The organism is Mucilaginibacter pocheonensis (genome assembly GCF_031456535.1).
Classification (GTDB): Bacteria; Bacteroidota; Bacteroidia; order Sphingobacteriales; family Sphingobacteriaceae; genus Mucilaginibacter; species Mucilaginibacter pocheonensis.
This window is the reverse complement of the sequence record NZ_JAVDUU010000002.1, coordinates 701373-725379: the sequence shown is the minus strand read 5'-3', so window position 1 is coordinate 725379 and position 24007 is coordinate 701373. Positions and strand designations below refer to the sequence as shown.

The following is a 24007-nucleotide window of genomic DNA, read 5'->3' as shown; positions in this document are numbered from 1 at the left end:
TAAGTTTTCTTGTAATTACAATTTACAGCCCATAGTTTTAATATTAAAAATAGTTGCAGGTTACAGCAGCACATTAATTTTGCTCAAAGCTTACAACTCATAACACAAAATTTAAAACTCAAAAAACATGTCTACAGTACAAATATCTGCAGCCGACGTAAACAAACTGCGCCAGCAAACTGGTGCCGGTATGATGGATTGCAAAAAAGCATTAACCGAAACTAACGGTGATTTTGAAGCAGCTATCGATTTTTTAAGAAAAAAAGGTGCTAAAGTTGCAGCAAGCCGTCAGGACAGGGAATCAAACGAAGGTGTGGTTATCTCTCGTACATCAGCTGATGGAAAACGCGGTGTGGTTATCGAGTTAAACTGCGAAACTGACTTCGTTGCTAAAAATGCTGAGTTTATCGCTTTTGCTAACGCTATTGCTAACGAAGCCGTTGAAAACAAACCTGCTACTATTGAAGAACTTTACGCTCTTTCAATTGATACTGATAACACCCGCACCACTATTGGCGAGGCTGTTATTGACAAAACAGGTAAGATCGGCGAAAAGATCGGTGTATCTAAATATGAAGTTGTTGAAGGCGAAAAAGTTATCGCATATGTACATGGTAACTTCCGTTTAGGTGTATTAGTTGCACTGAGCGCTAATGCAGCCGGTGCAGACGAAGCTGGTAAAGATGTAGCAATGCAAATTGCCGCCATGAACCCTGTTGCTATTGATAAAGATGGTGTTGACGCAACAACTGTTGAGCGCGAGCTTGAAATTGCAAAAGATCAGATCCGTGCCGAAGGCAAACCAGAAGAAATGGTTGAAAAAATATCTTTAGGCAAGCTGAACAAATTTTATAAAGATTCAACCCTGTTAAACCAGGAGTTTGTAAAAGATCCTTCAAAAAGCGTTGCTCAGTTCCTGAGCACTGTTGAAAAGGGGTTAACAGTAACCGCCTTTAAACGAGTAGCTTTAGGAGCTTAATATTTAATCCCCCTCGTTTTAAAACGAGGGGGATTTTTTTTGCGATAAAAGCCCGCGTCCTTGCGAGGCACGAAGCAATCTTTATGCTGTACAGAATGAATGAGCATGGTTGCTACTTATCTATGAGATTGCCACGCTTCGCTCGCAATGACATGTTGATTAAATATTTATACTATGACAACAGCGCTTCATAATCTCAAACTCATATCTGGTGGCAGTATCACCGAAGGCAAAGCCGTTCTGCTATCAGCCGGTGTGATCATTGATGTTATTGATGATACGGCTATTCCAGCGGATGCCGAAAAGACCGACCTTAAGGGTGCATACCTTGCCCCGGGCTTTATTGATTTGCAGATTTACGGTAGCGGAGGCCAACTATTTGCCGGTAAGCCAACCGTTGAAGCGCTTGAACAACTGGAAAACGATCTGCTTAACCAGGGCACCATTGGCGTATTTGCTACTATCGGCACCAACACCAATGATATTGTAGAAACCGGGATAGAAGTCGCTAAAATATATCGTGAAAAAAGTAGGGGAGCCTTTTGGGGCCTGCACCTGGAAGGGCCATATTTAAACCCGGCCAAACGCGGGGCACACCCGGCAAAGTTTATAAAGAAAGCTACCCTGGCCGAAGTTAAAGGATGGGTTGAAAAGGCCGATGGCGTGATAAAAATGATAACCATAGCCCCCGAACTGCAGGATCAGGAAGTGATAGATTACTTGTACAACGAAGGAATTATCATATCGTCTGGGCACAGTAATGCCACTTACGCCGAGGGAAAGGCATTTTTAAACAAACCTATACAGGCGGTAACACATTTATATAATGCTATGCCGCAAATGCATCACCGCGAGCCTGGCTATATCCCTGCTATTTTTGAAGAACGACCTTACACCAGTATCGTGGCAGATGGTATCCATGTTGATTTTGCTATGATACGCCTTGCCAAACGCGAACTTGGAGACAAGCTTTATTTAATCACCGACGCGGTTACCTCGACCAGGGAGGGCGAATATCAGCATGAACTGAGAGGCGACAGGTATACCATGCCCGACGGTACGCTGTCTGGTTCATGTTTAACTATGCTCAAGGCTGTTGAAAATTGCGTAAAAAGGGCAGGCATTGATTTGGCCGAAGCGGTAAACATGGCTTCACTATACCCGGCGCAATTAGCAGGACAAACCAAAAAAGGAAAAATTGAAAAAAGTTTTGATGCCGACCTGGTTATTTTTAATTCCGGGTTTGAAGTAACAGGTACTATTTTAAAAGGCGATTTTTTAACAAACGCAACATAAAATTTTAACACTGGGTTTTATTACATATTTTTGGTAAACTACTTCTATATGAACAAAGCTTTATCAAATTATGATATATACGCAAGCGAGTTCAGTCTATTTCTATTAAAAAATGCGCAAAATATCCATAAGCGCAATTGAAAAACAAATAATTAAGCGAAAAAAACAAACCACACCAGATGAAGTACAAAAGAATCTTACTAAAACTTTCGGGCGAATCGTTAATGGGCAGCAGGCAGTATGGGATTGATAATAATCAGGTTTTGCAATATGCTCATGATATTAAAAATGTATATGATGCAGGTATAGAAATAGCGATCGTTGTTGGTGGCGGTAATATTTTCAGAGGATTAAGTGCCGAGAAATCCGGTATGGAACGTGCCCAGGCCGACTATATGGGGATGCTGGCTACGGTAATTAACTGTATGGCCCTGCAAAACGCGTTGGAAAGTATCGGAGTTGAAACACGCCTGCAATCGGCAATAAAAATGGAGCAGATCTGTGAACCTTACATTCGCCGCCGCGCTATGCATCATTTAGAGGTTGGCAAGATCGTTATATTTGGCGCAGGTACCGGTAACCCTTATTTCACCACTGATACGGCAGCTTCTTTACGTGCCATTGAAATTAAAGCCGACGTAGTATTAAAAGGTACCCGAGTTGATGGCATATACACCGCTGATCCTGAAAAAGATCTTTCTGCAACCCGTTATGACGAAATTTCATTCCAGGAGGTATATGATAAAGGGTTAAATGTAATGGATATGACCGCAATAACCCTTTGCCGCGAAAATAAATTACCGATCATCGTGTTTGACATGAACCAATCAGGCAATTTTATGAAGATTGCCCAGGGCGAACCAATTGGTACCCTCGTACATTAATTATTATTAATCGTCTCGTCATCCCGAATTTATTTCGGATCCACAAGCCAAGCACTTTGTGTGACGATTAATTGCCTATGCGGCGCTGAAACAAGTTCAGCATGACTCATTTATAAAAACAAAAGGCCTTCATTAAATGAAGGCCTTTTGTTTTTTAAGCCAAATGCTATTTATTTGGTGTCAGCAAGTTGTTTTATAGCTTCATCGGCGGCGGTGGCAGATGCAGTATCATTCATTTGTGTACGCTGTGTTTTTATACCCTGCAGTACACCGCCCGCAAACTGAGCGGCACCATACATTTTGTATTTTATGCCAAATGCTTTCAATTCTTCAATGCCTTGTTGCGCATATTCAGGTTTTTCAACGCGTCCGGTAAAATCAGCAAATTTTTGAACGCTGTTAAACTTGTTCTGAATAGTGCTGCTCTTAAAGGTATTATATATATACGGCCATTCGGCTGAGCCACCGTTGGCAGCATACACATTAAATATGGCCGCGGTTAATGCCCCTTTATTGTCTTTTTCAAAGCCCTTAGCCAATGGCAGTGCCTGAGCAGGTTCCAAAAGACTGATGGCTGTTAATGCGGCTCCCTGTACCGCGTATGATTCGCTGTTGAGCGACTCCTTGAACAAGGTTAAATTACCAGCAGCTTTGAGCTTGCCTAAGGCCGTGATCGCGGCTGCACGTGCCAGTGTATTATCGTCAGTTTTTGCAAGCGAGGTCAATACAGGTTGGGCGGCATTGCGTATATCATCATTAGTAAGATTCAATGCTTTAATGGCCTTAATACGGAGGCCATAGTATTTATCTTTTAAAGCAGCTATGATTATTTTTTGATTAGGCTTTTCTTTTTGATTAGCCGCAGCCGCTTCAATGGCCTCATACCTATCCATGTACAATGGAGCATTAAAATACTGAAACGAAAATTCGTCAATTGTTTTATTGTCTGTCTTTTTCGCCAGCAGTATTTTATCGCCATCAACATTTACCAGGTCAGGCTTGGTTGCTAAATGAAAGGTTAAGGTATCTGCCTTGTCATTCATCCAAACTTTATGACGCTCTTTTTTTCCTCCCGAATAGATATCAATAGCCATAGGCAATTTAAAGGTTTGCCCATCCTGGCTTTGCTGCAGGTAAACGGTTTGTGTTTTGGCAGCGTCATCCCATTTGTAACTGATGTTTAATACCGGGTGACCGGCACCATAATACCACTGATTAAAATACCAGTTAAGATCAAGCCCGCTGGCGTCTTCAAAAGCCAGACGTAATTGCTGTGCCTCGCCATTTTTAAAGGCATTTGTTTTCAGGTAAATATTTAACCCTTTAAAAAAGGCCGCATCCCCTAAATAATTACGCAGCATGTTTAAAATACGGCCGCCTTTTTGGTAGGTAACTACATCAAAAACATCTTCTTTATCTGCATAATGGAAACGCACCAGGTCTTTAGTTTTAGCATCCGGATTTCTTAAATAAGCCAGCATATCATCATGGTTATGCTCATCACCTACATCTTTACCATATTTATGTTCGGCCCAAAGGACTTCGCTAAAATTAGCGAACGATTCATTCACGGTAAGGTTACTCCAGCTTTCTGCAGTTACATAATCCCCAAACCATTGGTGAAACAACTCATGCACAATAGTGCTGCGGCCGTTGTTAAAATACGCATCTATCAACTCGCGATGGGTACCCTGTACATACTCGCCGTGAAGGGTAGCAGAGGTGTTTTCCATAGCGCCGCTCACATAATCACGTGCCACAATTTGCGAATATTTATTCCAGGGATAATCAACCCTTAATGTTTTGGAGTAAAATTCGATCACCTCTGGCGTAAAACCGAATATTTCTTTGGCGTAGGGTGCATATTTAGGCTCCAGGTAGTAGTTCACCTCTTTATTGCGCCATTTATCTTTGTAAATTTTAAAATCGCCAACGGCCATCATAAACAGGTATGGCGAGTGTGGCAGCTCCATTTTCCAGGTATCGGTGCGAGTACCATCGGTATTGGTTTTTTGCGAAGCCAGCCTTCCGTTTGATAAAGTAACATATTTTGCAGGAACGGTCATGCTGATCTCTTCGGTAGTTTTTTGGCTTGGTTTATCAATGGTAGGGAACCATGCCGATGAGCTTTCCGTTTCGCCCTGCGTCCATATTTGGGTTGGTTTATCCTTTTCAGTGCCGTCAGGATTTATAAAATATAAGCCTTTGGCATCGTTTATAGCCGCGCTGCCTTTTTGTTTTAACTCGTTGGGTTTGGCAGTGTAATCAATGTAAATGGTGTAGCTTTCATTGTTATGATATACCTTATCAAGGTGTATTGCCACTGACAAACTATCCTGATAGTTGAATTTTAACGGTATGTTTTTTCCGTTTTTAACTACCGATATATTTTTGAGGTCCATTCCCTTAGCATCAAGCCTTAGGCTGTCGGTTGGATAAAAATGGGGTTTTAAAGTAACCCATTCTTTACCGTACAGGTAACGTTTTTTGTAATCAAAACGAACGTCAAGTTTAGTGTGGATAAGATCGTTCACCTTGGTTGGCGTAGCCCGGTAAATTTTTAGCGCCGGGTTCTCCGGCTGAGATGCCTCCTGTGCATAGGAAGAGGTAAAGGCCGCTGTTAACATGCATGATAACAGCAGTGTTGAAAATGGTTTGAGATCAGTCATATAGCAATATTAATATTTTGCCTCCAAACTAAAAAGTTTGGCTTTAAACTTCTTATGACGCCTTAACAGGACCATACGTTACTCATGATGTTAATTATTGTTAGGAAACAGTATAAAAGCGGACACCAGCTGTTCGCTTTCGTACAGTAGCAATAATTTAAAATATATAATTAATTGACAATCAAATAATTAAACCGATGGCACATGTTTTATTCGGTTAATGGGGTAAATATCCACTAATTATAAGGCAAGCCTATAGAATGAAATATGAACACAGCAGATTATGTTTGGAATCTGGTGGCAAAAAAATTAGCTAATGATGCTTCGGAAGAAGAATTGCGCGAACTAAACACCCTGATGCAGGAAGACCCAGAATTAAATAGGATCCTTGAGCTCATGTTTAACTGGTGGGACAATGATGAGAAGGCAAAGGTTGAAAGTAACAGCCATTCCCTTTTCAATAAAATACAGGATCGCATAAAAACTGCCGAAGCGACTAATGGCAACCATATAGAGCAGCAAAACAGGACTAATGCTAATCCTTATACCGAAAATAAAGAAACTAAGCCAGGTACTCATTTTTTAAAAAAAAACCGGGATGATCAAAAATTATTTAAAAATTGCAGTAAGGCAACTGCGTAAACAAAAAATGTATGCGGCTATTAAAATTGGAGGGTTCGCTTTTAGCATTGCCGCCTGCCTGTTAATTGCCCTGTATATACGTGATGAGTTGAGTTTTGACAAAAATTATCCCAACGCTGATAACATTTACCGCTTAATCGGCGATTTCCATGATGGTGGCGTGCATGAAAAAGGTGTTGACTGGCCGTCGGTTATGGGGAAAGTGATCAAACAGGACTTTCCGGAGGTGGAGAAATCGGGGCGTTTAATGCCTAACTCGTTATTTTGGGGGGCGGGAAGTAACGAGCTCAAACGCGCCGACCAGGCCGATAATACCCACGAAGATGGCTTTGCCTATGCCGACCAGGGGTTTATAGATATATTGAATGTACCGATGGTTTATGGCGATGCCAAACATGCGCTCAGCGAACCGTTAAGCATGGTGATTGCAAAAAGCAAGGCAGATAAATATTTCCCCGGCCAAAATCCGGTAGGTAAGGTGATGTTCCTGAACAATAACAAAACCAAGCCTTTTAAAATAGCGGCTGTGATGCAGGACATGCCCCATAATTCGCACCTGCGCGATTTTAAGTTTTTGATTACACTTGCCGGGGTTGAGTTCTGGAACGGTGAACAGACCACCTGGGATGCCAACAACTACCACATTTACATGGCGTTGAAACCAGGTACAAACATACAGCAGTTTGAAAAAAAGGTTTCCGCTAACATTCTGAAAACCTATTATGAGCCCAACATGATCCGTAACGGCGATAAGCGGGCAAGCCGGGTAATGGATATATTTAAGATGAAAGTCCAAAATATACAGGACATTAATTTGCGGTCTTATGACATTCATGATGGTATGTCACACGGGGATATACGGTTTATTTGGCTGTTTGGTGCAGTGGCCGGTTTTATTTTGGTGATTGCCTGCATCAATTTTATCAACCTTTCTACCGCCAAATCGGCCAACCGGGCCAAAGAAGTGGGTTTGCGCAAAGTAGTTGGCTCACAGCGCAGCAGCTTGATCCAACAGTTTTTAGCCGAATCATTATTATATAGCTTTTTCTCATTTGTGCTGGGGCTGATATTAGCCTGGATCCTGCTGCCATACTTTAATACACTGGCATCCAAATCGCTCAGTATGCCGTGGGCACAGTGGTGGCTGGTGCCGGCAGTATTGGCGTCAGCCTTTCTGATTGGCATCGCTGCGGGCATTTACCCGGCGTTTTACCTGTCAGGCTTTAAACCTGCTGAGGTGTTGAAAGGCAAACTAAGCGCGGGCAGCAAAAGTTCGGTGCTCAGGAATGCGTTGGTTGTTTTTCAGTTTACAACTTCCATTATCCTGATTATCAGCACCGTGGTTATTTATAACCAAATGCAGTTCATCCTCAATAAAAAGGTAGGTTTTGAAAAAGACCAGGTAGTGATGATACAGGGTACCAATACACTTGATAACCAGGTAAAAATATTTAAAAATGAATTAATAAAACTACCCACGGTTAAAAGCGCTTCTATCAGCGATTTTTTGCCGGTTACAGGTACCAAGCGTAACGGCAATGAATTTCATAACGAAGGCAAGGAAAAAGTAGAGGCCGGTGTTGGCGGTCAGTTTTGGGATATTGATCATGATTACCTGCAAACTTTAGGTATTAAACTCGTTGCAGGCCGCAACTTTAACCCTGATATGAAAACCGATTCTCAGGCGGTGATCATTAACCAAACCATGGCCCAAAAGCTGGGACTTAAAAAGCCGATAGGCAAACGCATTGTTAATTATGGTCCGGGAAGAACCATCATTGGCGTTGTACAGGATTTTAATTTTGAGTCCATGCGTGATGGAATAGAGCCGATGGTGCTTCATTTGAGCGCCAGCGAATCAATAGTATCAGTAAAAATAAAAGCTACTGATGTAAAAACGGCTCTTGCGCAAATCACCGCAACCTGGAAACAGTTTGCACCAAACCAACCCATCCGTTACACTTTTATGGACGAACGCTTTGCCAGCATGTATGCCGATGTGCAGCGAATGGGGCGCATATTTACCAGCTTCGCGGTGTTGGCCATCATCATAGCCTGCCTTGGCCTGTTTGCTTTAGCGGCCTTTATGGCGGAACAACGCAGCAAAGAGATAGGCATTCGCAAGGTGCTGGGTGCTACCATAGGTAACATAACCGCCATGCTATCAATGAATTTTGTAAAGCTGGTGTTTATAGCTATTGTGATAGCAATACCCATAGCTCACTACGCCATGACCAAATGGCTGCAGGATTTTACATACCGGGTACAGTTAAGCTGGTGGATGTTTGCCCTTGCCGGCGTGACAGCCATTTTGATAGCGCTGGCCACGGTAAGTTATCAAAGCATAAAAGCCGCGCTGATGAACCCGGTAAAAAGTTTAAAAACAGAGTAGGGCATTACAATGACAATTTAAAGGTTAGAGTTTTCAATCATGATTAAAAACTATTTAAAAATCGGGTGGCGAAACCTTGTAAGAAACAAGACGCATTCATTTATAAATATTGCCGGTCTATCTGTCGGCATGGCTGTTGCCATGCTGATTGGCCTTTGGATTTGGGACGAGTTGTCATACGATAAATATCATCGGAACTATGAAAGCATAGGGCAAATCATGACTACGCAAACTGCTAATAATCAAACCGTCACCTTTGGATCAACAGTTGTACCGCTTAATAATGAGCTGCATACAAAATACGGCAATAGCTTTAAGCTTACTGCCCTCACTTCGGGCGGAACACACATACTCGCCGCAGGCGAAACAAAACTATCACAGCAAGGTATATGGGCTGAGCCCGGTCTGCCCTCCATACTTTCACTGGCAATGATTAAAGGCAGTTATAGTACTTTTAAAGACCCTTCCTCTTTACTCCTGTCAGCTTCTACCGCTAATGCTTTGTTTGGCAATGCCGACCCGATCAACAAGGTAGTTCGCCTTGATAATATTAAGGATATGAAAGTTACCGGCGTTTACCAGGACCTGCCGAGTAACACTACATTAAATGGAACCATGTTTTTGCTTCCATGGAACAATTCCGCAAATTTTTGGATCACACAATCAGGCCGGTGGGACAATCATGGCGTTCAGCTGTATGTACAACTCAACCCTAATGTGGATTTTAACAAAGCATCGGATCAGATCAAGAATATTACAGCACCCTATAATAAGAATGTTAATGAAACGATACAAGTTTTTCCGATGCGGAATTGGCATTTGTACAGTGATTTTCAAAATGGAAAATCAGCAGGAGGCCGTATCCAGTTCGTATGGTTGTTTGGTATCATAGGCATATTTGTATTGTTGCTGGCCTGCATAAATTTCATGAATTTAAGCACAGCCCGCAGCGAGAAAAGGGCTAAAGAGGTAGGTATCCGTAAAGCTATTGGTTCTTTGCGCAGTCAGCTCATTAAGCAGTTTCTGGGTGAATCAATCTTGGTTGTGTTCTTAGCTTTTATTTTAACCATCGCATTGGTGTGGTTTGCGCTTCCTTATTTTAATCAAATAGCTGATAAACAAGTAACCATTCCCTGGAGCAACGTATTGTTTTGGTTATTTACATTAAGTTTTATTTTTTTTACCGGATTGGTATCAGGCAGTTATCCAGCATTTTATTTATCCGCATTTAAGCCTGTAAAAGTTTTAAAAGGGGCATTCAGAGCTACACGTTTCGCCGCGCTTCCCCGTAGGGCATTGGTGGTTGTTCAGTTTACAGTATCCATCGTTTTAATTATCGGCACCATCGTCGTATTCAGGCAAATACAATTTGCCAGCAACCGCCCCATAGGTTATACCCGTGAAGGGCTAATTACGGTGGAAATGAACACCCCGCAAATTTATGGACATTATGAGGCGATGAGAAATGATTTGATAGCAAGCGGCGCAGCACTTGATATGGCAGAAGCAAGCACTACTACCACACAGATTGGGATAACCAACACCGGTTTTAACTGGGAAGGAAAGGCGCCTGGTTTTGACCCGATGTTTGGGAACATATTCGTTTCTCCTGATTTTGGTAAAACCATTGGCTGGAAAATTGTTGACGGGCGCGATTTTTCAAGAAGCGTTCCTGCGGATACAGGGGCGTTTATTTTGAATGAATCGGCTGTAAAGCTTACCGGCATCAAAAACCCTGTTGGGAAAACGATGCATTGGTTAGGCAAAAACCATGTAATTACTGGCGTGGTCAAAGATATGATCATGGAATCGCCCTATAAACAAACAATCGCTACCGTTTTTCAAATGAAACCCGATTGGGTTAACCGTATCATTGTTCGGGTTAACCCCAAAATGCCAATGCAAACAGCATTAAGCAAAATTGAACCTGTATTCAAAAAATACAACCCCGGCAGCCCTTTCGAATATAAGTTTAACGACGATGAATACGCCAAAAAATTCTCAGACGAGAAACGTATGGGCAATTTAGCTACCGTGTTTGCCGCGCTGGCTATTTTCATTTCGTGCCTGGGCTTATTTGGCATGGCTACATTTACGGCCGAGCAGCGTATCAAAGAAATTGGCGTGCGCAAAGTATTAGGCGCATCGGTATTTAACCTATGGCGTTTACTGTCAAAAGATTTTGTGGGGTTGGTTGTAATTTCATTATTGATAGCAACTCCGGTTGCTTATTACATCATGCATCAGTGGCTGCAAAACTACGCGTATCATGCTGGCATAACCTGGTGGATATTTGCGTTAACCAGTGCAGGCACCGTATTAATTACCCTGCTCACAGTAAGCTATCAAAGTATAAAAGCTGCGCTGATGAACCCGGTAAAAAGTTTAAAAACAGAGTAGGGCATATGTATCAAATGGCAGCCCTTGGTTTATTGGTTTGTGAGTAAAAGGCAGATAAAATGATAATTTTAAAAAACCTCTTGTGAGGTTAGGAGGAGCAAAATGTTTAAGAACTACATCAAAATAGCGTTCCGCAACATTGTTAAAAACAAGGTGCATACCTTTATTAACGTTGCTGGTTTATCGGTAGGGATGGCAGTAGCCATGCTAATTGGATTATGGATCTGGGATGAGCTGTCTTTTGACAAATATCATAAAACTTACGACCGGGTGGGCCAGATTATGGTTACACAAACAGCCAATGGCGAAACGGGGACATTTGGATCAACAGTAGTGCCGCTGAGTGCAGAGCTGCGTACCAAATATGCCGGCGATTTTAAGTTTACTTCGCTATTTTGGCAGGGCACGCATATCCTTGCCATTGGCGACAAAAAGATAACACAACCCGGTGCCTGGGCAGAGCCGGATCTTCCGGAAATACTTTCCCTTAAGATGCTGAAGGGCAGCTATACCGGGTTTCGTGATCCTTCGTCGTTTATTATATCACAATCGGTAGCAACCGCACTGTTTGGCAATGCCGACCCCATTAATAAAATGGTAAAGGTTGATAATAAAACTAATTTAAGAGTTACCGGTGTTTACCAGGACCTGCCACATAATACTTCTTTTTATGAAACCAGGTTTATGCTGCCTTTTTTTAATAAAGATAACTGGTGGGGCACCCAAATCAGTGCCTGGGATAATCATGGTTGCCGCATTTATGCGCTGTTGACTGATCATGCCGACTTTGATAAAGTGTCGGCCAGGATCAGGAATATTACCAAGCCCCGGTTTAAAATTAATGAAGAAACCATACAGGTGCATCCCATGAGCAAATGGCACCTGTACAGCGATTTTAAAAATGGCAGGTCAGTTGGCGGCCGGATCGAAATGGTATGGCTTTTCGGCATTATTGGCGTATTTGTATTGTTGCTGGCTTGTATAAACTTTATGAATTTAAGCACTGCTCAAAGCGAGAAACGAGCCAAGGAAGTAGGCATCCGCAAAGCCATAGGTTCTATGCGTATGCAACTGATTAACCAGTTCCTGAGCGAATCCCTGGTGTTTGCTGTGCTGGCATTGATAGTTACATTGTGCATTGTGCTGATAGCGCTGCCTTATTTTAACCAAATTGCCGATAAACAGATAGCTGTTCCGTTTGGCAATATTTGGTTTTGGCTTATGGCTTTGGGCTTTACTACTTTTACGGGCATTATTGCGGGCAGCTATCCGGCATTTTATTTATCATCATTTGAGCCGGTGAAAGTGTTGAAGGGAACTTTCAGGGTTGGGCGTTTTGCATCAATGCCACGCAAGGTGCTGGTTGTAGTTCAGTTCACGGTTTCTATTATACTCATTATTGGTACCATCATCGTTTTCAGGCAGATCCAATTTGCCAAAAACCGGCCTATCGGTTACTCGCGTGCCGGACTACTTACCATCGAAATGAATACGCCCGAAATTTACGGGCATTATGAGGCGATGCGCAATGATTTGATCAAGACTGGTGCAGTTGAGGATATGGCCGAAGCAAATAGTTCTACAAACCAGATATGGTCAAACAACAGCGGCTTTGATTGGGAAGGTAAAACTGCGGGCTATGACCCCACATTTGGTACTATTGGCGTTACCTATGATTTTGGACGTACAGTAGGCTGGAAAGTTGTGCAAGGCCGTGATTTTTCAAGAAATTTCCCCACAGATACCGACGCTTTTATCATGAATGAATCGGCAGTAAAACTCACGGGGATCAAGAATCCTGTTGGTAAGGTTTTACGATGGAACGGCAAATCGCATACTGTTACTGGGGTAGTGAAGGATATGATCATGGAGTCGCCTTACGAAAAACCGGTCGCCACCATATTTATGATGGAACCGGGCTGGGTTAACTTTATAACCATACGGGTAAAATCAACAACGCCTATGCAAGAGGCTTTGAAGAAGATAGAACCGGTATTTAAAAAATATAATCCCGGCAGCCCGTTTAATTTTAAATTTAATGATGATGAATATGCGCGTAAATTCTCAGACGAGCAACGCGTTGGCAGCCTGGCTTCTATATTCGCGGGGCTTGCCATTTTTATTTCGTGTCTTGGCTTGTTTGGTCTTGCCTCGTTCGTGGCGGAGCAGCGTGTTAAAGAGATTGGCGTACGAAAAGTGCTGGGAGCTTCTGTAGCCAACCTGTGGCGCCTGCTCTCTACAGAATTTGTAGTATTGGTTGTTATATCCCTGTTCATAGCCATTCCACTGGCCTATTATTTTATGCAGCATTGGCTGCAGGGTTATCAATACAGAACGTCAATTTCCTGGTGGATATTTGCCTTTGCCGGCACAGGAGCTATAACTATCACGTTAATAACCGTAAGTTTCCAGGCAATAAAAGCAGCACTGGCCAACCCGGTAAAAAGTTTAAGGAGTGAGTAGGCAGGATGAAAGTAAAAGCAATAAAAACATTATAACATGTTAAAAAATTATTTAAAGATAACCTGGCGTAACCTGATCAGGAACAAGGCGCATACTTTTATCAATATAGCAGGCCTTTCAGTTGGCCTTGCCTGCAGCCTGCTTATCTTATTATGGGTACAAAATGAGCTAAGTACTGATGCGTATCATAAAAACGGCAACCGCCTATATTGGGTAATTGAAAGGCAGTATTATGACAATAAAATTATGGGGCAGTATGCCACACCCGGTGTATTGGCTGATGAATTGAAAAAGCAGATCCCTGAGATCGAAGCCTCAGCAAATGTGCTTTATGGCGATGAGTACACTTTTCAGGTTGGGGATAAGATATTGAAAATGGAAGGTACGGATGCCGGCGACGATTATTTTAAAATGTTAAGCATCCCCCTATTACAGGGGAACGCAAAAACCGCTTTGAATTCGCCGGTAAGCCTGGCTATCTCGCGTAAAATGGCCATAGCTTTTTTTGGCAGCGCGCAGCAAGCTATTGGTAAAACTATACGCTATGAAAATAAGAAGAATTTTACAGTAACAGCAGTGTTTGAAAATGACCCCAAAACATCATCACACAAAGGCGATTTTGTAATGAATTGGTATAACTACCTGGAAGAGAATAGCTGGGCGAAAGATTGGGGAAACAATGGCCCCAGCACCGTGATCATGTTACGTGCCGATGCTAACGCTGCACAGGTTGATAAAAAAATTACGCACTTTTTAGATAATTTAAACAAGGATCAAAAGAAGGGCACCTTCACTGAAGAACTGGGTTTACAACTCTTTTCCGATAGCTACCTGCACGGCAATTTTGTTAACGGGAAGCCCGAGGGCGGCCGTATAGAGTATGTACACATGTTTACTATTGTGGCTATTTTTATTTTACTGATAGCCTGTATCAATTTCATGAACCTTACTACAGCCCGCTCAGTTAAGCGTGCCCGCGAAATAGGCGTACGCAAGGTAGTAGGCGCGGTACGGTCAGTTTTGATTAAACAATTTATAGGCGAATCGCTACTGATTACGTCGCTGGCAGTAGTGGTTTCACTGGTGCTGCTTATACTGCTGTTACCTGTGTTTAATCAAATCACTCAAAAGCAAATCGATCTCCCGTTTAATCAACCCCTGTTCTGGATAAAGTTATTGGGGCTCACTTTAGTTACCGGCCTCATATCAGGCAGTTATCCCGCTTTGTTTTTGTCGTCATTTAACCCGGTTAAGGTACTCAAGGGAGCCATTACATTAGATTCAGGCACTACCCTGTTCCGCAAAGGTTTGGTGATATTTCAATTTTCGCTATCGGTTATCCTGATAACAGCCACCATAATTGTTTCAAGGCAAATGGCTTATGTACAGTCAAAAAACCTGGGTTACGATCGCGAAAATCTGATATATGTGCCGATGAATGGTGAATTGATACCTAAATACAGCACCTTTAAAGACGAAGCATTGCATATGCCGGGCATACAATCAATAAGCCGCATAAGTAGTGTGCCTACTAACATGCAAAGTACCACCGGCGGCGTAAACTGGGAGGGTAAGGACCCAAACTTGAATGTTGAGTTTACCCAAATATCGGTAGGTTACGATTTTGTAAAGACCCTGAAAATGAAGATGCTTGCCGGGCGCGATTTTTCAAAAGACTTCCCTACAGACTCCGTGGGTTATATAATTAATGAAGCCGCTCTGAAGCGAATAAAATACGCGGATCCTATTGGAAAACCGCTCACTTTCTGGAACAAAAAAGGGACGATTGTTGGGCTGCTGAAAGATTTTCATTTCAATTCCTTACATAATGAGATCCAGCCACTGGTGATCAGGTTCAGGGAACAGGAAAGCTATGGAAATATCATGGTAAAAACACAGCCCGGAAAAACTAAACAGGCCCTGGCCAGCCTGGAAAAACTTTGCAGGCAAATTAACCCGGCATTTCCGTTCGCCTATAATTTCTCTGATCAGGAGTATCAGAAACTTTATCAAAGCGAACAGATAGTAACAAAGCTTTCAAACGCGTTCGCTTTCCTGGCCATATTTATTTCGTGCCTGGGCCTGTTGGGCCTGGCCATGTTCACAGCTGAGCAGCGCATTAAAGAAATAGGAATCCGTAAAGTATTGGGTGCAAGCGTAAGTTCATTGTTCACTTTATTATCATCTGAATTTTTGATATTGGTAGTTATTGCCCTGTTTATAGCTTTGCCGGTGTCATGGTATGTTATGCAGCATTGGCTGCAGGGTTTTGCCTACCGTACGCCTATGCAATGGTGGATGTTTGGCCTGTCGGGCTGTATCATCATATTGATAGCCATGGCAACCGTAAGTTTTCAGGCAGTTAAAGCAGCGTTGGTTAATCCGATAAAAAGTTTAAGAAGTGAGTGAGCAAGGGCTTAAAGCTCAAAGCTATATAGTGTATTTTCTGTACAACATAAAACGTATGAGATGATCAGGAATTATTTAAAAATAGCGTGGCGTAACCTTGTTAAGAACAAGGCGCATACGCTTATTAACATTACCGGGCTTTCGGTGGGGATGGCGGTGGCTATACTTATCGGGTTATGGATTTGGGATGAGCTATCGTACAATAAAAATTATGATAACTACGACCGTATTGTGCAGGTTTGGCAAAACCAAACTTTTAATGGTGTAATAAGCCCTCAAACGGCTATGCCCATGCCGCTTGGGTACAAGCTTCGCGAAGATTTTAAGCAGGATTTTAAATACACCATACTCTCCACCTGGACCGATACACACATTATCTCATACGGCGATAAAAAGCTTACCAAGACAGGCAACTACATGCAGGCCGAGGCCCCTGACTTGCTTACGCTGAAAATGCAAAAGGGTAGCCGTTCGGGCCTGGCCGATCCTTCGTCCATCATGCTTTCAGCATCGCTCGCTAAAGCAATTTTTGGCGATGCTGACCCGATGCTAAAGACCATTAAGATTGATAATCAGTGGAATGTTAAAGTAACGGGTGTATATGAGGATATGCCGCATAACAGCGATTTTCGCGATCTTGGTTTCATTGCTCCCTGGGATCTTTATATGACCACCATGTCATGGTTAAAAAACGCCCGTACCCGCTGGGGTAACAACTCCTGGCAGATATTTGCTCAGCTGAAGCCGGGAGTGGATATAGACAACACATCGGCCAAAATAAAGAATGTAAAGCTTGATGGTCTTAAGGCTCAGGGCGATAGTGTTGGCATGAGCGCTAAATCGGCGATATTTTTACACCCAATGAGGAAATGGCACCTGTACTCCGAGTTTAAAGATGGCTTTAATACAGGCGGCGACATCAAATTTGTGTGGATGTTTGGCATCATTGGTGTTTTTGTGCTGTTGCTGGCTTGTATCAACTTCATGAACCTCAGCACCGCCCGCAGCGAGAAACGCGCCAAGGAAGTAGGCATTCGCAAAACGGTTGGTTCATTAAGAGGCCAGCTTATCAGCCAGTTCCTTATCGAATCGGTCATGATCTCGGTATTTGCCTTCCTGATTTCGCTGTTGCTTGTACAACTGATATTGCCCTGGTTCAACACCGTAGCCGATAAAACAATGCATATGCTTTGGGGCAATATTGTATTTTGGCTAATGGGTTTAGGTTTCAGTATCCTCACAGGATTAATAGCAGGCAGTTACCCCGCGTTCTATCTCTCGTCATTCCAGCCGGTAAAGGTATTGAAAGGCACATTCAAAGCAGGCCGGTTCGCAGCCATACCACGCAAGGTACTGGTAGTACTTCAGTTTACCGTTTCGGTAACGCTGATCATCGGTACCATCATTGTTTTCAGGCAGGTACAACATACAAAAAATCGACCTATTGGCTATGACCGTACCGGCCTGGTGCAGATGGAAATGCGCACCGATGAGATTCACAAACATTTTGAAGCGGTGAGAAATGATCTGCTTAAATCGGGGGCTATAATAGAGATGGCCGAATCAGGCAGCCCGCTCACTGCTGTATATTCAAATAACAGCGGTCTTAACTGGCGTGGTAAACCGGCAGATTTGCAGGATGATTTTGCCACCATTACGGTAAGCCCGGAGTTTGGAAAAACCGCGCAATGGAAAATAATAGAGGGCCGCGACTTTCAACGGAATAATGTTGCCGATTCGTCGGGGATGATCATTAACGAAACAGCAGCAAGGTTCATGAACTTCAGTCACCCGGTTGGCGAAACCATTGATTGGGGCAAAAAGTTCAAGATCATTGGTGTTATTAAGGATATGGTAATGTCGTCGCCATATGAGCCGGTTAAGGCGTCGATATTTTTATTGGATAAATATGATTTTGGCTTAGTTGACATCAGGCTAAACCCCAAAATGGGCGCGCATGATGCATTAACTAAAATTGAAGCGACATTTAAACAATATGCACCGGGCAGTCCGTTTGAATTTAAATTTACTGACGAAGAGTATGCACGTAAATTCAGTAACGAAGAGCGCATAGGCAAACTGGCGGGCTTCTTTACCCTGCTGGCTATTTTTATTAGCTGTATGGGGCTGTTTGGTATGGCATCATTCATGGCCGAGCAGCGTACTAAGGAAATAGGCGTGCGCAAAGTGCTGGGTGCCTCGGTATTTAGTCTGTGGCAATTAATGTCCAAAGACTTTGTGATCCTCGTGTCGATATCATTGTTGATAGCTATACCAACGGCCTATTATTTTATGCATGGCTGGTTGCAGGATTATAAATATCGAGCCGATCTTTCCTGGTGGATCTTCGCGATGACAGCTTTAGGGGCCATTGTAATAACCCTGCTTACGGTGAGTTATCAAAGTATAAAAGCCGCATTAATGAATCCTGTTAAAAGTTTAAAAACGGAGTAATGATCACTGCATTAAAAATGAAAAGCAAACTCCGTTCTTTCTTACTGTTAATGTTGATAACCGGCAGCCTGGTGAATATAACCAAAGCGCAGGACACCGTTATCAGAGCATCCGACGCAGGAAGGCTTGATTCGTTGAATTCGGACATATTGAAAGAAAAAAGACTTATAGAGGTATTTGTCCCACCGGATTATAAACCGGGAGATGCCAACAAATATGATGTATTGTACGTGCTTGATGGGGGCAACTGGAATACCGGCTTGATAAAACAGATCCAACACTACTTAGGAGGTGAAGGCTATATACCCCCAGCGATAATTGTAAGCGTTTTGAATAAAGACCGAAACAGAGATCTTACGCCAACGCATATGGACAATTGGAAAACTTCGGGCGGGGCAGATAAATTTCTTGGTTTTATTAAAAATGAGTTGATCCCGTATGTAAATAAAACATACCCCTCCAATGGTAACAACACCCTTTGGGGGCATTCATTTGGAGGCTTGTTTGTTATATACGCGCTGTTAAATGAACCCCATAGTTTTAAATCATATATCGCGGTAGACCCCAGCCTTTGGTGGGATAATGTTTATCTGCCAAAAATCGCTGCCGGCAAATTACCTGTTTTAACTGGTTTGAATGCAACGCTCTTTATTGGAGGCCGTGAGGGCGAAGATGGTAAAGGCATGAGGATTGATACCATGGATGCCGTGCTTAAAAAAATAGCTCCCGCTGGTTTAACCTGGAAAATTGCCATGTATCCCGAGGAAACACATAGCTCGGTACGATTAAAAACCACGCATGACGGATTAAAGTTCGCTTATTGGGGTTATGGTAAAAAGAGCCCTGAAATTCATCCATCGAATGGGATCCTCCTAAAGAACAAACCAATTAAAATGTGGTATTTCGGCGATACATCAAGAACAAGATATACCACCGACGGAACGGAACCCACGCTGGCATCGGCAAAACTAAAAAACGAATTTATTGTATCAGCACCGGGCAAGCTCATTACAAAGCGATTTTCATACAGTGGCAGGTATGATACTTCCAGCACGAGCGAATTTAAAGAAGGAACCTACCTGCCTGCAGCTTCAAAGGTGAAAAATTTAAACCCCGGTGGGTTTCATTACACTTACTATGAGGGTAAATGGGATAGGCTGCCCGATTTTAGCAAATTAAAGCCCGTTCAATCAGGGCTTACAGATACAGGTTTCAATATAAATAAACTCCCCCGCACAAATAATTTTGCACTGCTTGTTAATGGCTGGCTGCAAGTAAAACAAGATGGCTATTATTTTTTTGTATTGGTATCTGATGATGGCTCAAAGCTATATATTAACAACCGGCTATTGATAAATCATGATGGTTTACATAGCAATGATGGCGGAAAATCATATATATTGCCATTACAAAAGGGCTTTTATCCAATAAAGGTGGAGTACTTCCAGAAAGATGGTGGCAGTGACCTGAAACTACTTTACCTTACGCCCGGTATGTCTGATGTTAAACAGTTTATTCCAGTGCCTTTTGAATTGCAATACCACAAATAAATGCAAACAAAAAAGCTGAAAAGAATAATCAATTCCTTTCAGCTTTTTGCTTTAAGCCTTTGGCTCAATTAGCAATATTGTTCAAATGCGCCAATTAAATTATCGGCTATCATTTGCGCAGGGCGGCCTTCAATCTGATGGCGCTCTATCATATGTACAAGTTTACCATCTTTAAATAAAGCCATTGCCGGCGACGAGGGCGGATAAGGCAGCATATAATTGCGTGCCGCGTCAACCGCTTCTTTTTCCATACCTGCAAACACGGTTACCAATTTGGCCGGGTGCTTTTCGTTTGCTGTAGCAATCCGGGCAGCAGGGCGCGCGTTAGCTGCAGCACAACCACAAACAGAATTTACCATCACAAATACGGTACCTTCACTTTCAATAGCTTCTTTTACAGCATCAGCGTCTTTCAACTCCACAAAGCCAACTCGTGTTAAATCTTCCCGCATTGGGGCAACTAAATATTCTGGATACATGATCTTTTCTTTTAGACTAAATTTACCTGATACAAAAGTAAGAAATGATTAACAGTTTGCTTGTAAAAAACAGAATAATAACATTTTGCTGACGATGTACGATCCGGATAAACTCTACCGTTAATTACTGTATTCTTTACAATTGATATTGCTTTACCAATAGTAATAATTATATTGCATACCCTAATTAATGAATTTGATGAATAAAAAACCTTCTGAAATTAGTACGGTTGTTATTATTAACAAGAACCAACAGCAAACAAAATCATTACAAATAAAAACAAAACATATTAACAGATTAAAACACTATGCATACAGCATATTGTCTGTTGTATTAATGTTGCTTGGTTTTGTTATTTATTTAAGATCACAAAACTCAAAGCAGGAACAGGAAAACCTGCAATTACAAGCCCAAATTATAAAACTTAAAGGAGCCATCCCCATAGTTGCAACTACTGAAAATAAAGAAGGCAGCGCCCAATCATATATCCAAGCTATTGAAGGTAAACTAAAAACCATTAACGGTTATTTAAAAAGGCGCGGTTTAAAAGGCTTTTCAACAAAAGGAATTGGCGGAGATGCCAATGCCGAAGGCAACAAATTATCTGACACTGAGGTTTATTCGCTGTACAATGATTACTTAAATCATTTAGTGGGTACCATCGCGTTTACCCCAATGGGCTACCCACGCATCAGTTCATTTACCTCATTTTTTGGTTACCGCAGCGATCCTTTTGACGATGGCCGTGCGGAGTTTCATCCGGGAATTGACTTTAAAGGCAAAAAGGGTGATGCGGTAAAATGTACTGCAAGCGGCAAAGTTATATTTGCCGGCTGGAGCAGTGGTTATGGAAAATGTATTCGCATTGCGCATATCAATAGCTTTGAAACCGTATACGGACATCTTTCGCGCATTAAGGTTAAAGTTGGTCAACAAGTAAATGTTGGCGATGAGATAGGGCTTGTTGGTTCCACAGGGCACTCAACCGGCGCCCATCTGCACTATGAAGTACGTAAAAATGGCCGGCCAATAAATCCGGTTAATTTTTTAACGCTCAATAAGTAGTTCGAAAAAAATTAGCGAACATCCGGTAACGTATTACGTATACGTCAAACTCAAAAACGGAAACAATGGCTTTTTTTGGTAAAAAAGATAAAGTTGCGCTTGACCTGCAAGCGATATCAACGCTGATAAGCGATGGCAGTGTTTTAGAAGGTAATCTTAAAGCTCCGGCATTTGCCCGCATTGACGGACAGGTAAACGGTCATGTAGCCATTGATGAGGGGCTGATCCTTGGCGAAAGGGGATTAGTTACAGGTAATATCATTTCTAAAGAAATTGTTGTTTATGGCATTGTTAACGGCGATATTCAAACCGACTCACTTGAGATAAAAGCGTCGGGCAAAATTACCGGTAACATTAAAACGCAAAATCTGGTGGTTGAAAACGGCGGCGTTTATAACGGCAATCTTAACATGCAGCAGCCCGATCAGTAATTTTTCTTTAATATATGCGCGGTACGTTTTATAGACATATGCAACGTAAAATGTACTACGTATACCCCGCTTAATTAGGCCCGGCCATGGCAACATTTCATTTTGATGTTTTTATAAGCTAAATTTGCATTTCAAAATTGAAATGTTATGTCATCAGTAGAAACTGCATTCGTAAAATACAAAGTAAAAGACTTTTCACTGGCCGAATGGGGCCGCAAAGAGATTGAACTGGCGGAAGCCGAGATGCCCGGCTTAATGGCTTTACGCAAAGAGTATGGCCCAACACAGCCGTTAAAAGGCGCACGTATTGCAGGCTGTTTGCACATGACCATCCAAACCGCAGTTTTAATTGAAACTTTAATTGAGCTTGGTGCCGAAGTTACGTGGTCATCATGCAATATATTCTCAACCCAGGACCATGCTGCCGCTGCCATTGCTGCCGCCGGTGTTTCTGTTTACGCCTGGAAAGGCATGAATGCCGAAGAGTTTGACTGGTGTATTGAGCAAACCTTATTTTTTGGCGAAGACCGCAAGCCATTGAACATGATACTAGATGATGGTGGCGACTTAACCAATATGGTGCTTGATAAATATCCCGAACTGGTTGCCGGCATCAAAGGACTATCAGAAGAAACAACCACCGGAGTACACCGTTTATATGAGCGCATGAAAGCAGGTACTTTACCAATGCCTGCTATTAACGTGAACGACTCGGTTACCAAATCAAAATTTGATAATAAATACGGATGCCGCGAATCATTAGTTGATGCTATTCGCCGCGCTACCGATGTAATGATGGCGGGTAAAGTAGCCGTTGTTTGCGGTTATGGCGACGTAGGCAAAGGCTCTGCCGATAGCTTACGTAACGCGGGCGTACGTGTTATAGTTACCGAAATTGACCCTATCTGTGCGTTACAGGCCGCTATGGAAGGTTTTGAAGTTAAAAAATTAGGCACCGCTATTAAAGAAGCCGATATTGTGGTAACTGCAACAGGTAACAAAAATATTGTACGTGAACAGCATTTCCGCGCGCTAAAAGACAAAGCCATTGTTTGTAATATTGGTCACTTTGACAATGAGATTGATATGGCCTGGTTAAACAGCGCTTACGGAAACACAAAAATTGAAATTAAACCACAGGTTGATAAATATACTATTGATGGCAGTGACGTTATTGTACTTGCAGAAGGCCGTTTAGTTAACCTGGGTTGTGCAACAGGCCATCCAAGCTTTGTAATGAGCAACTCGTTCACCAACCAGACCCTGGCCCAGCTGGAGCTTTGGACAAATGGAGGCCAGTATGAAAACAAAGTTTATACGCTGCCAAAACATCTTGACGAAAAAGTTGCCCGCCTGCACCTTGCCAAAATTGGTGTTGAGCTGGAAGTACTTGACCAGGATCAGGCTGAATACATTGGTGTAACTGTTGATGGACCATTTAAACCAGAATATTACAGGTACTAAAACAGATTTGAGCTATCAGATCTAAGATTTGAGACTTATAAGGGCATAGTTTTACGACTATGCCCTTTTGCTTTCTTATTCCAGTTAATTATAAATTATCTTATCAAACAGAACATATTGATAATAATTGTTTAGATCAAGGTTAATAGAAGTTTTTAAAATATACTTGGCTGTAAGATAAATGCTCTTCTTTTTTATTCCGGGTATCTTTGGCGAAAATATTTGCCCCATATAGTACTCCAAAACCCCAACGGTTTCAACAGAACATTGAAATTTTTCGTTGTTAATATAATACAGTTGTTCAACTATATTATCATACCTTTTCAATAATGTTTGAAGCATATACCCATTCGGGTATGAGTATTCTGTTAAATCATTTAACAGATATTTTAATTCCGCAAGCTGGTTTGCATATTCAGTCATAACGAC

General features: G+C 42.2%; 16 protein-coding genes. 13 read left to right on the top strand and 3 right to left on the bottom strand.

Annotation, left to right across the window (positions count from 1 at the left end; genetic code table 11):
* Positions 1 to 127: 127 nt before the first annotated feature.
* From tsf to pyrH, 3 genes are all read left to right on the top strand, one after another.
* The gene (gene tsf, locus J2W55_RS10055) at positions 128 to 979 is read left to right on the top strand and encodes a translation elongation factor Ts (protein ID WP_310095104.1); all 852 of its coding nucleotides are present in this window, start codon (positions 128 to 130) and stop codon (positions 977 to 979) included.
* Positions 980 to 1153: 174 nt separating this feature from the next.
* Positions 1154 to 2275: an N-acetylglucosamine-6-phosphate deacetylase gene (gene nagA / locus J2W55_RS10050; protein WP_310095099.1), complete on the top strand. Its 1122-nt coding sequence runs from the start codon at positions 1154 to 1156 to the stop codon at positions 2273 to 2275.
* Positions 2276 to 2454: 179 nt separating this feature from the next.
* Positions 2455 to 3159 carry a UMP kinase gene (gene pyrH / locus J2W55_RS10045; protein WP_310095096.1) on the top strand — a complete coding sequence of 235 codons (705 nt, stop codon included), beginning with the start codon at positions 2455 to 2457 and terminating at the stop codon, positions 3157 to 3159.
* Positions 3160 to 3329: 170 nt separating this feature from the next.
* Here the strand turns inward: pyrH and J2W55_RS10040 are convergent, their stop codons facing one another.
* Positions 3330 to 5828: a M1 family aminopeptidase gene (locus J2W55_RS10040; protein ID WP_310095093.1), complete on the bottom strand. Its 2499-nt coding sequence runs from the start codon at positions 5826 to 5828 to the stop codon at positions 3330 to 3332.
* A gap of 267 nt (positions 5829 to 6095) precedes the next feature.
* Between J2W55_RS10040 and J2W55_RS10035 the strand changes: the two genes are divergently transcribed.
* The 7 genes from J2W55_RS10035 to J2W55_RS10005 all read left to right on the top strand — a co-directional run bounded on the left by J2W55_RS10035 (position 6096) and on the right by J2W55_RS10005 (position 20138).
* Positions 6096 to 6470 (top strand): hypothetical protein, encoded by a 375-nt coding sequence (locus tag J2W55_RS10035; RefSeq protein WP_310095090.1) that lies wholly within the window; start codon positions 6096 to 6098, stop codon positions 6468 to 6470.
* Positions 6427 to 8862 carry an ABC transporter permease gene (locus J2W55_RS10030; RefSeq protein WP_310095087.1) on the top strand — a complete coding sequence of 812 codons (2436 nt, stop codon included), beginning with the start codon at positions 6427 to 6429 and terminating at the stop codon, positions 8860 to 8862. Before J2W55_RS10035 ends, J2W55_RS10030 begins: the two co-directional genes overlap by 44 nt.
* A gap of 39 nt (positions 8863 to 8901) precedes the next feature.
* Positions 8902 to 11262 (top strand): ABC transporter permease, encoded by a 2361-nt coding sequence (locus J2W55_RS10025; RefSeq protein ID WP_310095084.1) that lies wholly within the window; start codon positions 8902 to 8904, stop codon positions 11260 to 11262.
* Positions 11263 to 11364: 102 nt separating this feature from the next.
* On the top strand, positions 11365 to 13725 hold the full coding sequence (locus J2W55_RS10020) for an ABC transporter permease (RefSeq protein ID WP_310095080.1): 2361 nt from the start codon (positions 11365 to 11367) through the stop codon (positions 13723 to 13725).
* A 36-nt stretch (positions 13726 to 13761) separates the two neighbouring features.
* Positions 13762 to 16134, top strand: coding sequence for an ABC transporter permease (locus J2W55_RS10015; RefSeq protein ID WP_310095077.1), 2373 nt, complete (start codon positions 13762 to 13764; stop codon positions 16132 to 16134).
* Between the two features lie 60 nt (positions 16135 to 16194).
* Positions 16195 to 18588 carry an ABC transporter permease gene (locus J2W55_RS10010; protein ID WP_310095075.1) on the top strand — a complete coding sequence of 798 codons (2394 nt, stop codon included), beginning with the start codon at positions 16195 to 16197 and terminating at the stop codon, positions 18586 to 18588.
* 17 nt (positions 18589 to 18605) lie between these two features.
* Complete coding sequence (locus J2W55_RS10005) at positions 18606 to 20138, top strand: alpha/beta hydrolase-fold protein (RefSeq protein ID WP_310095072.1); 1533 nt, start codon at positions 18606 to 18608, stop codon at positions 20136 to 20138.
* A 68-nt stretch (positions 20139 to 20206) separates the two neighbouring features.
* Here the strand turns inward: J2W55_RS10005 and J2W55_RS10000 are convergent, their stop codons facing one another.
* On the bottom strand, positions 20207 to 20617 hold the full coding sequence (locus tag J2W55_RS10000) for a BrxA/BrxB family bacilliredoxin (RefSeq protein WP_310095068.1): 411 nt from the start codon (positions 20615 to 20617) through the stop codon (positions 20207 to 20209).
* A gap of 199 nt (positions 20618 to 20816) precedes the next feature.
* Between J2W55_RS10000 and J2W55_RS09995 the strand changes: the two genes are divergently transcribed.
* The 3 genes from J2W55_RS09995 (at position 20817) to ahcY (ending at position 23578) form a co-directional block, all read left to right on the top strand.
* A complete protein-coding gene (locus tag J2W55_RS09995) occupies positions 20817 to 21683 on the top strand; it encodes a peptidoglycan DD-metalloendopeptidase family protein (protein WP_310095065.1) in 867 nt (288 codons plus the stop codon).
* Between the two features lie 65 nt (positions 21684 to 21748).
* Positions 21749 to 22114, top strand: coding sequence for a bactofilin family protein (locus J2W55_RS09990; RefSeq protein WP_310095063.1), 366 nt, complete (start codon positions 21749 to 21751; stop codon positions 22112 to 22114).
* A gap of 147 nt (positions 22115 to 22261) precedes the next feature.
* Positions 22262 to 23578, top strand: a complete 1317-nt coding sequence (gene ahcY / locus J2W55_RS09985; RefSeq protein WP_310095060.1) for an adenosylhomocysteinase — start codon at positions 22262 to 22264, stop codon at positions 23576 to 23578.
* Positions 23579 to 23662: 84 nt separating this feature from the next.
* On the opposite strand, the gene J2W55_RS09980 is transcribed toward ahcY, so the two are convergent.
* Positions 23663 to 24001 carry a hypothetical protein gene (locus tag J2W55_RS09980; protein WP_310095057.1) on the bottom strand — a complete coding sequence of 113 codons (339 nt, stop codon included), beginning with the start codon at positions 23999 to 24001 and terminating at the stop codon, positions 23663 to 23665.
* Positions 24002 to 24007 lie beyond the last annotated feature (6 nt).

Coding starts and splice junctions, on each gene's coding strand:
- tsf (WP_310095104.1), top strand. CDS start 128: ATGTCTACAGTACAAATATCTGCAGCCGACGTAAACAAACTGCGCCAG.
- nagA (WP_310095099.1), top strand. CDS start 1,154: ATGACAACAGCGCTTCATAATCTCAAACTCATATCTGGTGGCAGTATC.
- pyrH (WP_310095096.1), top strand. CDS start 2,455: ATGAAGTACAAAAGAATCTTACTAAAACTTTCGGGCGAATCGTTAATG.
- J2W55_RS10040 (WP_310095093.1), bottom strand. CDS start 5,828: ATGACTGATCTCAAACCATTTTCAACACTGCTGTTATCATGCATGTTA.
- J2W55_RS10035 (WP_310095090.1), top strand. CDS start 6,096: ATGAACACAGCAGATTATGTTTGGAATCTGGTGGCAAAAAAATTAGCT.
- J2W55_RS10030 (WP_310095087.1), top strand. CDS start 6,427: ATGATCAAAAATTATTTAAAAATTGCAGTAAGGCAACTGCGTAAACAA.
- J2W55_RS10025 (WP_310095084.1), top strand. CDS start 8,902: ATGATTAAAAACTATTTAAAAATCGGGTGGCGAAACCTTGTAAGAAAC.
- J2W55_RS10020 (WP_310095080.1), top strand. CDS start 11,365: ATGTTTAAGAACTACATCAAAATAGCGTTCCGCAACATTGTTAAAAAC.
- J2W55_RS10015 (WP_310095077.1), top strand. CDS start 13,762: ATGTTAAAAAATTATTTAAAGATAACCTGGCGTAACCTGATCAGGAAC.
- J2W55_RS10010 (WP_310095075.1), top strand. CDS start 16,195: ATGATCAGGAATTATTTAAAAATAGCGTGGCGTAACCTTGTTAAGAAC.
- J2W55_RS10005 (WP_310095072.1), top strand. CDS start 18,606: ATGAAAAGCAAACTCCGTTCTTTCTTACTGTTAATGTTGATAACCGGC.
- J2W55_RS10000 (WP_310095068.1), bottom strand. CDS start 20,617: ATGTATCCAGAATATTTAGTTGCCCCAATGCGGGAAGATTTAACACGA.
- J2W55_RS09995 (WP_310095065.1), top strand. CDS start 20,817: ATGAATAAAAAACCTTCTGAAATTAGTACGGTTGTTATTATTAACAAG.
- J2W55_RS09990 (WP_310095063.1), top strand. CDS start 21,749: ATGGCTTTTTTTGGTAAAAAAGATAAAGTTGCGCTTGACCTGCAAGCG.
- ahcY (WP_310095060.1), top strand. CDS start 22,262: ATGTCATCAGTAGAAACTGCATTCGTAAAATACAAAGTAAAAGACTTT.
- J2W55_RS09980 (WP_310095057.1), bottom strand. CDS start 24,001: ATGACTGAATATGCAAACCAGCTTGCGGAATTAAAATATCTGTTAAAT.